The following is a 9,335-nucleotide window of genomic DNA, read 5'->3' on the forward strand; positions in this document are numbered from 1 at the left end:
CGTGAACAAAGCCTTTACCGGCGCCGGCGCGTACCGGAACACAATGGTACTCGACAATCTCGGGAGTTCCCTCCGCGGCACCCTCTCGAAACTCCAGGGGAAGTCCCGCCTCGACGAGGACGACGTCGCGGAGGTCGTCAAGGAGATCCAGCGCTCCTTGCTGCAGGCCGACGTCGACGTCTCCCTCGTGATGGACCTCTCGGAGTCGATCGAGACGCGTGCGCTGGAGGAGGAACCGCCGGGTGGCACGAGCGCCCGGGATCACGTCCTGAAGATCGTCTACGAGGAACTCGTCGACCTGATCGGCGAGTCGACCGAACTGCCGCTCGAACCTCAGACCATCCTGCTCGCCGGGCTTCAGGGATCGGGCAAGACCACCTCGGCGGCGAAGATGGCGTGGTGGTTCTCGAAGAAGGGGCTCCGTCCCGCGGTTATCCAGACCGACACGTTCCGCCCCGGTGCCTACGACCAGGCCGAGCAGATGGCCGACCGCGCCGAGGTGGCGTTCTACGGCGACCCCAACTCGGACGACCCCGTCCGGATCGCTCGCGAGGGGCTGGAGGCCACCGCCGATGCGGACGTCCACATCGTCGACACGGCGGGGCGACACGCCCTCGAAGACGACCTGATCGCGGAGATCGAGGAGATCGAGTCGGTCGTCGATCCCGACCGCTCGCTGCTCGTCCTCGACGCAGCCATCGGGCAGGGCGCGAAGGAGCAGGCCCGCCAGTTCGACGACTCCATCGGTATCGACGGCGTCGTCATCACGAAACTCGACGGCACGGCGAAGGGGGGCGGTGCCCTGACCGCCGTCAACGAGACGGACTCCTCCATCGCCTTCCTCGGCACCGGCGAGACGGTGCAGGATATCGAGCGCTTCGAACCCAACGGCTTCATCTCGCGGCTGCTGGGGATGGGCGACCTCAAACAGCTCTCGGAGCGCGTCGAGCGGGCGATGGCCGAGACTGGCGAGGAGGACGACGACTGGGATCCCCAGGACATCATGGAGGGGTCCTTCACGCTCAAGGACATGCAAAAGCAGATGGAGGCGATGAACAACATGGGGCCGCTGGATCAGGTGATGGACATGATCCCCGGCATGGGCGGCGGACTGATGGACCAGTTGCCCGACGACGCCATGGACGTGACCCAGGAGCGGATGCGTACGTTCGACGTGGCGATGGACTCCATGACCGACGAGGAACTGGAGAACCCACGGACCATCGGCCAGGAGCGCGTCGAGCGCATCGCCCGTGGCGCCGGCGTCCCCGAGGAGTCCATCCGCGAACTGCTGGAACAGCACAAGATGATGGAGCGCACGATCAAGCAGTTCCAGGGGATGGGTGACGGCGACATGCAGCGGATGATGAAGAAACTTCAGCAGGGCGACGGCGGCGGTGGCGGCATGGGTGGGATGGGCGGTATGGGGCCGTTCGGGTAGTCGTGGATATCGGCCCCGTTACTGGGGTCCCGTCGCCGTGGCCCCGCGAGAGGCGCCGTGTCTCGCGCCACTCGCCCCGGATCGCTTCCCCCCGACTTTTCATCCCGGCCCGCGTTGACTCCGTCGATGACCGTCCGCGAGGTTGCCGTCGAGGCCTACCGCGAGGCGCTCCCGGCACTCGGCGCCAGCCTCGTCGGCGGGCTCCTGGCCGGAGTCGTCCTCGGCGGGATGCGTTCCGACCTGCGCGCAGTCGAGGGGTTGCTCGTCCTCGTGCCCGCGCTGTTGGCGACACGCGGCAACGTCTACGGCTCGCTCGGCGCCCGGCTGGCGACCGGCCTGCACCAGGGGTTGATCGAACCGCACGTTCGCGCCGGCGACCGTCGGCTCCGGGCGGCCGCGGCCGCCGCCCTCGCCAACGGTCTCTTCACCTCGCTTTTTGCCGCCACCGCCGTCTTCGCCATCCTCTCGGCCCTCGACACCCCCGTCGCCGCCCTCGGTCGACTCCTCGGCATCGCCCTCGTCGCGGGTCTGCTCTCGGGCGTGACGCTCGTCGTCGTCGTCGTCACCGTCGTCTTCGCCGGCTACCGCCGCGGCCACAACCCCGACACGCTCGTCGGCCCCCTCGTCACGACGACCGGCGACGTGTTCGGCATCCTCTTTCTCCTGATCGCGGTCCGAATCGTCGCGCTCGTGCTGGGGGGTGTCTGAGTGCCGACCGAGTGGAGCGTCCGCGCCATCTCGCGGGCGATGCTCCCCGTCCTCCTGCTCCTGACGCTCGTCGAAGTCGGCAGCGGGCTCGTCCTCGGTAGCTTCGAGGACACGCTCCTCCGGTATCCCTCCTTGCTCGTCCTCATCCCCGTCACTATCGGAACCGCTGGAAATCTGGGAAGCGTCCTCGCGGCCCGGCTCTCCACGGCTTTCCACCTCGGGACGCTCTCCTTTTCGCCGGCCAACGAGACGCTCGCGGGCAACGCCGTCGCCACCGTCGCGCTGGCGGCGTCCATCTTCCCGGTCGTCGGCCTCGGCGCCTGGGGGCTGAGCGCGCTCACGGGATCGACGACCCTCTCTCCGTGGACCATCCTCACCGTCTCGCTGACCAGTGGGCTCTCGCTGGCCGTCCTCGCCGTCGTCGTCACCGTCGTCGCCACCTACGCCGCTTACCGACTCGAACTCGATCCCGACGACGTGGTGATCCCCGTGGTCACCAACACCTGTGACGTGCTCGGCGTGGTGCTTCTCTACCTCGCCGTCCTCCTGTTCGTCTAGACGACCCGAACCGTCCGCTCCTGGGGGCCGTCACACTCCACGAGCAAGACGGACTGCCAGCGGCCGAGCGACAGGTCGCCGCCGTCGACCGGAATCGTCTCCGACGGTCCCAGCAACAGCGCTCGCAGGTGCGAATCGGCGTTGCCGTCGAGTTCGTCGTGTTCCCAGCCCTCGTCCGGCACCAGCTCCGACAGAACGGTCCGCATATCACCCAGCAGTCGCGATTCGGCCTCGTTGACCACGACGCCCGCGGTGGTGTGTTCGACGAAGACGGTCACGGTGCCGTCGGCGTTGTCCGGCACCGCCGCGGCGACCCGGTTGGTCACGTCCACGACGTCGAGGCGGGCGTCCGTCGAGACGGTGAACTCCATGTCCGACCGTCGGGGACGCGATGAAAAAGTCCTCCGCGTGACTTGTCATCGAGAAGCAAGCTATTCGGCATCACGGTCCGTATCGGGCGCCATGGTCGACCGCCGAGACTACGAGTTCGAGGGGCACCGACCCGACATCGATCCGGACGCACGCGTCAGTCGCGAGGCGACGCTCGTCGGCGACGTCCACGTCGGCGCCGACGCGAGCGTCTGGCCCGGGGTGGTACTCCGGGGCGACGTGGCACCGGTCGAGGTGGGACGGGAGTCACACGTCGGGGACAACGCCGTGTTGCACGCGGTGTCGCTCGGCGACCGGGTGATGATCGGTCACGGGGCCGTCCTCAACGAGGCGACGGTTGGTGACGGTGCGCTGGTCGGTTTCAACACGACGGTCAACGCGGGCGTCGATATCGGCGACCGCTGTATCGTCGCGTCCGGGACCGTCGTCCCGCAGGAGTACGACATTCCTACCGGCTCGTTCGTCCGTGGCGTCCCGGCGCGGGTGACGCCGCTCGAGGAGACGCGGATCGACGCCGAATCGATCTTCGAGGAGTACAGTTCGGGCGGATACACCGACCTCGCGGCCCGACACGCCGATCTGTTCTAGTCGACCGGCTGCCCGTCCTCCGTCGGCGGCGCGACGTGGTCGATGAACGACTCTACGTCGGGGTCGATGACCGTCACCTGTACCTCGATGTCGCCGAGTTCGTCCGGGTTGCCGACGGCGAAGTTGATCACGCCTTCGAACGCGGCTTGCTTTTTCAGCGCGAACGCGAAGCCGTCCTCGTCGGCCCGCGCGAAGAACTGCTTGCGGGCGGTGTCGAGAATCTCCTGTTCGTGGAGGCGCTCCGAGAAGCGCTCCATCGAGTGGGCTTCGGCGACCAACTGCCCCGGTTCCTCGCCGATCTCGGCGTTCGGGAACAGGTTCCGCACCGCGTCTGCGACGCGATCCGTTACTTCGGTGTCACGGACGGGTGCGACCACCCGCACGTCGATCCGGTGGATCATCGCTCCACCTCCGCCGCCAGCAGGTCACGGATCCGGTTCCGGAACGCGTCAAGCGACCCCGTGTTCTCGACGGTCACGTCGGCTCGGTCCATCACTTCGCCCATCCCGAACCCGAGTTCGCGCTCCTCGCGTTCGCGGAGGGCCTCGTGGTCGACGTCCGACTCGTCGCGCCCGCGGTCGGTCAGCCGTTCCGCCCGGGTCTCGAACGGCGCTTCGATGCTCACGAGGACGAAATCGTCGCCGAACGCCGCCTCGAAGCGGTCCGCCTCGGCCGGCGAACGCAGGCCGTCGACGAGTACCGCCTCCGCGTCGTCGAGTGCGTCCTCGATCAACGGGAGCGACCGCTCGGCGATGGCCCCCTCCCCTTCCTCCTCGCGGAGCGCCGTCGCCACCGCGCCGTGGTGTTCGCCCGGGTCGACTCCCCGATCACGGCACGCCCGTCGGATCACGTCGCCCATGGTGACGACCGGAACACCAGCCTCGCGTGCAACCGCGGCGGCTTCACCCTTGCCGCTCCCCGGAAGCCCCACGGTGCCGAGTACCTTCATCGACCTCTCGTACCCGCCTCGTGGCCTTATACTCTGTCGTGTCGTCCCGTCGAGCGCGGGGTTTTTCGCTCCTCGTCGCGTCGACTCTCTATGAGCCAGCGTTCCCTCCTCACTCGTGCGCTGTGGTTCGTCGTCGTCGGCTGGTGGGCGACACCCGTCGTCGTCAACGTCGCCTGGTTCCTCTGTGGCACCGTCGTCGGTGCCCCCCTCGGCGTGAAACTGATCAACCTCGTCCCGACGGTGCTGACGCTGAAGGAACCGCGGTCGCTCGACGAGTCGGCGACCGGTCGCGGACAGCGCTCGCTCGCCGTTCGCGCCCTCTACTTCGTCCTCGTGGGCTGGTGGCTCGGCTGGCTCTGGGCGAACGTCGCCAGTTTCCTCGCCGTCACCGTCGTCGGCCTGCCGCTCGCGATTCCGATGGTCGACCGTCTGCCCCTCGTCACGTCGCTGTATCGCTTCGACGGCTAAGCCGAACGGTTTTTTGACTCCGCAACCCTCGTCACCGACGAGGGCACGTAGCTCAGTCCGGATAGAGCGTCGGACTTCTAACCTCGGGCCTCGCGGGGGAAGTCATCCGACGGTCGTGGGTTCAAATCCCATCGTGCCCGTACCGACGTGGCCGAGCGACGTCGGGGCCCGTCGAACGCCTCGCGGGATTCGAATCACGCATCGACTTTCCGACTCACCCGAAACAGGAACACGCACGCCACCGACTCACCGCTCGCGCCGTCACGGTCCGGCCAAACCGTGAGTACCGCCGCGTACAGCCCTGCAGGGGTCCGGCCGTCGGCGCCGAGGCGGAACAGGGCGTCGATCCCGCTCCACGACGCGGACCCGCCGGGCGGCATGGTCTCGACGTCGCGTGGCCCGTCGCGGATCTCCTCCCGCCGTCGCCACCCCGTGCCGGCGTCGCGGTAGAGTCGCCAGTCCGCGGTGTCGTACCGGAGGGGGGCGTCCGTGCCGTTCTCGACGAGCAGTCGGACCGATCCCAGCGCCTCCGGTGCCGTCGACACCGTCGACGGGGTCACGGAGACGTCGATCCCGCCGGCGGCATCCGTCTGCGAGCACACGGCTCGGGTCTCGGTCAGGTCCAGGGGTGGACAGGGCTGTTCGTCGATCCGCGGGATCGGCAGGAGGGGGCCGGTCGCACATCCCGAGAGTGCGGCCATGGCGAGGACCGTGCGGCGGGGGAGCATACTGATCCGTTCGGGACTGGGCGGCATAATATAGTCGCGTTCGGAGCTGTTCGAACATCCGGTCGCCAGACCCCGTGCGGTCGGATATGCAACGACTCACAACGGCTACCATACTTCGCCGCCCGAAACCCGTCGGCCGCTCAGTTCGGGTCGACCAGGTACGACCCCAGATACCCACCCAGTGCACTCAGACCGACGGTGTAGACGACGGTGATCAGGCCGACGACGAGGACGGCGACGAGGCCACCGATGCCCATGGCCACACCGCCGTCGATTCCGAGGGCGAAGAAGCCGAGGAAGGAGACGACGACGAGGCCGAAGAGGACCAGCGGTACCGTCGCGATGGCTCCGGAGAGGGCGCCGAGCCGAAGTCCTTCGTTGCCATCGGCCTCGTTCAGGTAGGCGGCGACGCCGCCACCGAGGACGGGTGAGAAGGGGACGAAAGAGAGGACGATGGTGACGACGGCGCCGAGCAGCGCGTGGAGGGTCGAGTCGGAGACCATACGGCACACTGTATCGGTCGAGGCAAATATCTTCGGTCGCGGTCGGGCCGTCGTCCCGGCGCTACCGTCGCGTTCGAAACTGGTTGCCACCCAATCGAACGCGGTCGTGCGATCGGGTGTGCGATGATTTTCAGACGGTGCCGTCGACTGCGCTTCGCTCGCTACCGGCCGCTCATCGCGTGCGCTCGATGACGCGTTTCGCGGCCGTGGCCTTCTCCTTCCAGCCGTAGCCCGCCTCGTAGACGTGACGTTTCTTCTCGACCAGTGCTTCGGGTGACGGCTCCTCGAAGCCGCCGCGGTCCCACGCGCCGCTGTCTCGGAGCCACTCGACGACGTTCGCCTTCGTCTCCGGCCACGAGAGGCCGACCATCTCGTACCACGCGATCATGGCGAAGACGGCGTTGTCGTGACAGCCGGGGACGCTCCCGCGCTCGTAGATGGTCTTGATCGGGTCGCGGGTGGGGACCGACACCGCCTCGCGGTACTCGTCGGCGGGCAGGAGGCGGAGGCGGTCGTTGGCGTCGTCGACGCGGCCGTCGCGACGGAGACGCTCGACGGCGGCCCCCCGCAGGGGATCCCACTCCTCGACGAGTTCGGGGAGGGCGTCGGCGTCGGTCACGCCCCCCGAGAGGACGGCCACCACGTCGACGTAGGCGGCCTCCACGTCCGCCCACGGCGTCCCCTCGAACCGGCAGTCGGCGTCGTGGAGGCTGTTGGTCGTCCGGCAGTCGGGACAGGGGTAGTCGAACGTCGGCACATCGTCACCGGTGGCGCGGCGCGAACTTAGGTCGTGTGGTCCTGTGGCGCGTCGGACGAGAGTATCCCGCTGATTCGGCCGTGCAGTCCCGTCAAAATGTGTAGAGCCACACCACACAGAGGAACAAATTGACGAGCAGATCCGCTTCTGCTGGGAGTACCGGCCAGAAGGGGATGTAGGAGACCCAGATATCGAGAGCGATCACCACCGTCCAGACAACCGCGAGAAAGAGACCAGCCAGCGCAGCCCTTGATTCCGGATGGCCCTTCTCAGCGAGGGTTGCGGCCACCTGATTTTCAATGATGTACGCAGCAGCGAACGATGTGACGATCGGTAGCGTCTCGTTGAACTCGGGGACGCCGACGGTCGTTTCGATCCAGATCAATCCCGAAATCATGAGAGTGACTGCGATGCAGTTCACTTCCCATCCGGCCGTCTCGTCATCACGATCGAAGACGATGGCTATCCCGAGCAGCGCGAGTAGCGTCAGCCCGACCAATGCACCCGTGGAAAACACCGACCAGATGCTGATCACCGGCTTGGAATGATGTTCACGCTGACAAAACGATTGTCCCAAATCGGGTTCCTCACTTGTACGGATATGACTCGCTCTTCCCCGTTGGAGGATCTCCACCTCGCCCCTGACCGTCGCGCTTATCCACCCCGCCACACAACCGTTCGGCGATGCGTCCCGACCCGCTCTACGCCCGATATCCCTTCCTTCGTGCGGCGCGGGCGGCGGTCCAGGAGGCCGACATCTCCCCGCCGCGACTGGTGACCGAGGGGGACCCGGCCGTCGACCGTGCCCGCGAACGGGTCGAACGCGCGCTCATGTCCGGCACCGTCGCCTCCGAGACGCCCGAACGCTGGAGCGACCGCGACGAACTCCTCTCCTATCCCATCGCGCGCATCCTCGTCTCGCTGGTCGACGTGCGTGCCGCCGTCGAGAAGTACGCCGACGCGGAGGCCGCAACCGCCTTCGAACGCCTGCGGGCGGACCTCGACACCGAGGAGGGGACCTTACGGAGCGTCTCGACGCCTCGCGCCGACCTGTCGACGTTCCTCGACGAATTCGATCTCGGTCCGGCGGTGCGACGCGTCGCGCGCGACCACGGTCCCGACGGATTTCGCGTCGCGGTGTCGGCCTACCTCCGCCTCGTGGACCCGGACTGGGGGGCGGACTGGCGGCTGGTCAACCGTGACCTCCGCAGCGGCGAGGTGCCGGTCGAGAGCGAGGAACTTCACCGACTGCTCCGTGAGGCCGTCCGGCGTCGGGTCGCCGAGGGACTTCCCTTCGAGGTGCGGGGGAGTTCCGGCGGCGACGCCCTCGCGGCGGCCCTCGACGAGGACGTGACCGCACTCCGTGACCGCCTCGCCGAGCGCGAACGCCTGCCGTCGGTCGACACGGTCGAACCGGCGCAGTTCCCGCCGTGCGTCCGGGCGTTGCTCGACGGCGAGGACGCCCTGCCCGCCCACTCGGCGTTCGCCGCGACGGCGTTTCTGGTTTCGCTCGGCCTCGACGCCGAGACCATCGCGGAGCGGTGGCCGCGCCTCGACGACGGCGACCTGTCCTACCGCGCGACGGTCCTCGCGGACGAGGGCGGCGGCGGGAGCCAGTATCCGGCGCCCTCGTGTGCGACGATGCAGACCTTCGGCGACTGCGTGAATTCGGATGCGCTCTGTGAGACCATCGACCACCCACGCCGGTACTACGCCGCGGCCGTGGCCGCCGCCGAATCGGCCGACGACGACGACTGATACGGTTTCTTGTAGGTCAGTACCGGGGGGTCGCCGGACCGTCTCGGCGACTCCCCGGCACACAGTCACAATACTCCGTATGAGCGGTCACGCCGTCCCGACCGCTAGTCCGCGAGAAAGAGCCCCACGCCCGCCATCACGAGGATGAACGCCGCGATACTGGCGACGAGCGCCAGCCCGCCGGCCGATCCGAGGCCACCGTCGTTGAAGCTGGTGCCGATGCCGACGACGAGAGCGACGAAAACGCCCACTGCGCCGACGGAGATGGCGATTTTCCGGACCATCCCCTCTTCGAGTTCCATGTTCGGGAATCCGCCGGCCTCGGCAAAAGAGCTTCGATGATCCTCCCACCGGCTATTCGGCCGTATTCGGCGGTGACACCCCGCCGAAACGAAGGTTTAGGTGTGTGGAGCGCCAAGCGACGGCAACGGAGCCGACGTCGCTCCCGCGTCGGCGTCGGACCGCCCCGACCGCCGGACTGCGAGGC

General features: G+C 67.8%; 14 protein-coding genes and 1 tRNA gene. 7 read left to right on the plus strand and 8 right to left on the minus strand.

Annotated features, from left to right (window positions below; translation table 11 throughout):
- Positions 1 to 43 precede the first annotated feature (43 nt).
- The 3 genes from V8686_RS04625 (at position 44) to V8686_RS04635 (ending at position 2,707) form a co-directional block, all read left to right on the plus strand.
- Positions 44 to 1,441 carry a signal recognition particle protein Srp54 gene (locus V8686_RS04625; protein WP_379702794.1) on the plus strand — a complete coding sequence of 466 codons (1,398 nt, stop codon included), beginning with the start codon at positions 44 to 46 and terminating at the stop codon, positions 1,439 to 1,441.
- 126 nt (positions 1,442 to 1,567) lie between these two features.
- Positions 1,568 to 2,149, plus strand: coding sequence for a magnesium transporter (locus tag V8686_RS04630; protein WP_379702795.1), 582 nt, complete (start codon positions 1,568 to 1,570; stop codon positions 2,147 to 2,149).
- Positions 2,150 to 2,707, plus strand: coding sequence for a magnesium transporter (locus V8686_RS04635; RefSeq protein WP_379702796.1), 558 nt, complete (start codon positions 2,150 to 2,152; stop codon positions 2,705 to 2,707).
- Here V8686_RS04635 and V8686_RS04640 read toward each other — a convergent pair.
- Entirely contained in the window at positions 2,704 to 3,078 is a 375-nt protein-coding gene (locus V8686_RS04640) for a secondary thiamine-phosphate synthase enzyme YjbQ (RefSeq protein ID WP_379702797.1), read from the minus strand. The two genes, V8686_RS04635 and V8686_RS04640, sit on opposite strands and share 4 nt — an antisense overlap.
- Positions 3,079 to 3,169: 91 nt before the next feature.
- On the opposite strand from V8686_RS04640, the gene V8686_RS04645 reads away from it, so the two are divergent.
- A complete protein-coding gene (locus V8686_RS04645; RefSeq protein WP_379702798.1) occupies positions 3,170 to 3,685 on the plus strand; it encodes a gamma carbonic anhydrase family protein in 516 nt (171 codons plus the stop codon).
- Here V8686_RS04645 and V8686_RS04650 read toward each other — a convergent pair.
- Together V8686_RS04650 and V8686_RS04655 are read right to left on the minus strand one after the other, a co-directional pair.
- Positions 3,682 to 4,086: an RNA-binding domain-containing protein gene (locus V8686_RS04650; protein WP_379702799.1), complete on the minus strand. Its 405-nt coding sequence runs from the start codon at positions 4,084 to 4,086 to the stop codon at positions 3,682 to 3,684. The genes V8686_RS04645 and V8686_RS04650 overlap by 4 nt on opposite strands.
- Positions 4,083 to 4,634 (minus strand): AAA family ATPase, encoded by a 552-nt coding sequence (locus V8686_RS04655; RefSeq protein ID WP_379702800.1) that lies wholly within the window; start codon positions 4,632 to 4,634, stop codon positions 4,083 to 4,085. Before V8686_RS04655 ends, V8686_RS04650 begins: the two co-directional genes overlap by 4 nt.
- 90 nt (positions 4,635 to 4,724) lie before the next feature.
- Between V8686_RS04655 and V8686_RS04660 the strand changes: the two genes are divergently transcribed.
- Both V8686_RS04660 and V8686_RS04665 read left to right on the plus strand, forming a co-directional pair.
- Positions 4,725 to 5,102 (plus strand): YccF domain-containing protein, encoded by a 378-nt coding sequence (locus V8686_RS04660; protein ID WP_379702801.1) that lies wholly within the window; start codon positions 4,725 to 4,727, stop codon positions 5,100 to 5,102.
- Positions 5,103 to 5,143: 41 nt separating this feature from the next.
- Positions 5,144 to 5,242: transfer RNA gene (locus V8686_RS04665), tRNA-Arg, on the plus strand.
- A gap of 54 nt (positions 5,243 to 5,296) precedes the next feature.
- On the opposite strand, the gene V8686_RS04670 is transcribed toward V8686_RS04665, so the two are convergent.
- The 4 genes from V8686_RS04670 to V8686_RS04685 all read right to left on the minus strand — a co-directional run bounded on the left by V8686_RS04670 (position 5,297) and on the right by V8686_RS04685 (position 7,625).
- Positions 5,297 to 5,830 carry a hypothetical protein gene (locus V8686_RS04670; protein ID WP_379702802.1) on the minus strand — a complete coding sequence of 178 codons (534 nt, stop codon included), beginning with the start codon at positions 5,828 to 5,830 and terminating at the stop codon, positions 5,297 to 5,299.
- 140 nt (positions 5,831 to 5,970) lie between these two features.
- Positions 5,971 to 6,333 (minus strand): DUF5518 domain-containing protein, encoded by a 363-nt coding sequence (locus V8686_RS04675; RefSeq protein WP_379702803.1) that lies wholly within the window; start codon positions 6,331 to 6,333, stop codon positions 5,971 to 5,973.
- Positions 6,334 to 6,505: 172 nt separating this feature from the next.
- Positions 6,506 to 7,090, minus strand: coding sequence for a DUF7474 family protein (locus tag V8686_RS04680; RefSeq protein ID WP_379702804.1), 585 nt, complete (start codon positions 7,088 to 7,090; stop codon positions 6,506 to 6,508).
- A gap of 91 nt (positions 7,091 to 7,181) precedes the next feature.
- Positions 7,182 to 7,625, minus strand: coding sequence for a hypothetical protein (locus tag V8686_RS04685; RefSeq protein ID WP_379702805.1), 444 nt, complete (start codon positions 7,623 to 7,625; stop codon positions 7,182 to 7,184).
- A gap of 149 nt (positions 7,626 to 7,774) precedes the next feature.
- On the opposite strand from V8686_RS04685, the gene V8686_RS04690 reads away from it, so the two are divergent.
- The gene (locus V8686_RS04690; protein ID WP_379702806.1) at positions 7,775 to 8,848 is read left to right on the plus strand and encodes a DNA primase; all 1,074 of its coding nucleotides are present in this window, start codon (positions 7,775 to 7,777) and stop codon (positions 8,846 to 8,848) included.
- A gap of 104 nt (positions 8,849 to 8,952) precedes the next feature.
- Here the strand turns inward: V8686_RS04690 and V8686_RS04695 are convergent, their stop codons facing one another.
- Positions 8,953 to 9,150, minus strand: coding sequence for a DUF7472 family protein (locus tag V8686_RS04695; RefSeq protein WP_379702807.1), 198 nt, complete (start codon positions 9,148 to 9,150; stop codon positions 8,953 to 8,955).
- Positions 9,151 to 9,335: the final 185 nt, after the last annotated feature.

The sequence above is a fragment of the Haloplanus litoreus genome, assembly GCF_045690335.1.
Taxonomy (GTDB): domain Archaea; phylum Halobacteriota; class Halobacteria; order Halobacteriales; family Haloferacaceae; genus Haloplanus; species Haloplanus litoreus.